Origin of the sequence: Pseudomonas sp. (assembly GCF_049590575.1) — a bacterium.
Lineage (GTDB): Bacteria > Pseudomonadota > Gammaproteobacteria > Pseudomonadales > Pseudomonadaceae > Aquipseudomonas.
Map to the genome: position 1 here is coordinate 1 of NZ_JBAWDE010000286.1, position 1518 is coordinate 1518.

The 1518-nt window shown below is 58.9% G+C and carries 1 protein-coding gene; it reads right to left on the minus strand.

Annotation, left to right across the window (positions count from 1 at the left end; translation table 11 throughout):
• Nucleotides 1-807 (minus strand): class I SAM-dependent methyltransferase (locus WBR57_RS20010; RefSeq protein ID WP_424085895.1); only part of this gene is annotated, 807 nt, incomplete at its 3' end.
• Nucleotides 808-1518: the final 711 nt, after the last annotated feature.

Consider the following 1518-nt stretch of genomic DNA (forward strand, 5'->3'; position numbering starts at 1 on the left):
CTCCAGATCGGCGACACGCATGGCGGAATGATTCACCGAAAGTAAAATCTTCGCCCCCGGCGCGGCCACCTCCAGCGCCAGCGCCACCAGACGGTCGAAATCGCGTCGGACCTGAAACGCCCCGCCCGCCTGGTTGCGCGAAAAGGTGGGCGGATCGAGAATAATCACGTCGAACTTCTCCCCGCGCCGCGCCAGCCGCGGCAGAACCGCCAGGACATCGTCCGCGATAAAACGATGGCCCGCCTTCGGATCGAGTCCGTTGCGCTGAAAATTTCCCTCGCCCCGCGCGAGCGAGCGGCGCGATAAATCGACGCTCACCGTTTCCGCTCCGCCCAGCGCGGCCACGACCGAAAAGGAACAGGTGTAGGCGAACGTATTGAGCAGCCGCTTCGGTTTCAGCGTGCGCAGGCGGGCCCGGTTGGCCCGCTGGTCGATGAACAAACCGGCCGAATAGCCGCCCGCAAAATCGAGCCCGTAGCGAGCGCCCGCCTCGCTCACCTCCGTTTCCAATGAACCGCCCGCGTCGCCGCGCAGCAGAACGGGCGCGCCCCGCTCGGAGGCATGCAGGGGCAGGTGCTTCCCAAAAACACGAAAGGCACGATAGGAGTAAGCGGCGCAACGTTCATCGATCTCGGCCAGCGCCGCGTCCCGACCCGGCCCGGTCAGATGGGAAAGCAGAACATCGCGTCCAAAACGTTCCAGCCACACTTCCGGCTCCGAGGCGAGCCGATGCGCATCGGTCCCTTCCGCCGCCAGGGCGGACCAGACGGCGGGCGAAATCCATTCGAGGCGAAGAGGTTTTTCCACGACTGGTCTCACCGGACGCTGGCCGCGCTGAAAGGGAATTGCTTCGGGAGGCGTTTTCGGACGGTGTTTCATGGGTGTTTGCGCTCGAGACCTGGGACCGATACATCCCATAAGGCCTCTATGTCTTATAAGTCCTATTCCGCCAAGCTAGAAGGTAACTTTTACCCAAAAATCCCTTGGCATAAGACGTGCTAAAGCTCTGTCCGTGCATTTGGCGAACCCCAGGGTAACCAAGGAACGCGGGAGGAGATGGACAGGATTGGCTGTGGCAATGATCGTGACTTTCACGGTCTGTAACGCTCAGCAAATCGGTTTATCCCCTTCCATGGTTTTTTTGTCGCCAGACCAAAATCCGGCTTCCTTGCGAATGATGCGTCCTGAGCAAAAAGCACCACTTGTCCTTGTGCCCCTGCGGGTTTCCGATCAAGCCCTGGCCAATCGTAAACAGGCCACCAGTACCCTCCGCTATGATGATTCCCAAGGTTTTCGCTATGCGTTGATTTTGCCGGGCTGTTGGCTCAACACCCTTTGTTCCCAACCGAATTCAGGTGAACGCACTCGAGGGCCGCCGCGTCCGGCCCCCCATTTTCTGTTAGTCGCATAGGAGCTTTGCCCTCTAGCAAAGCAAAACCCGTCAGTACCTTACCAATTTTATTAAACTTATAACATTATGATCAAACGTCTTTCTACCATTACCCGATGGTCGGTGTG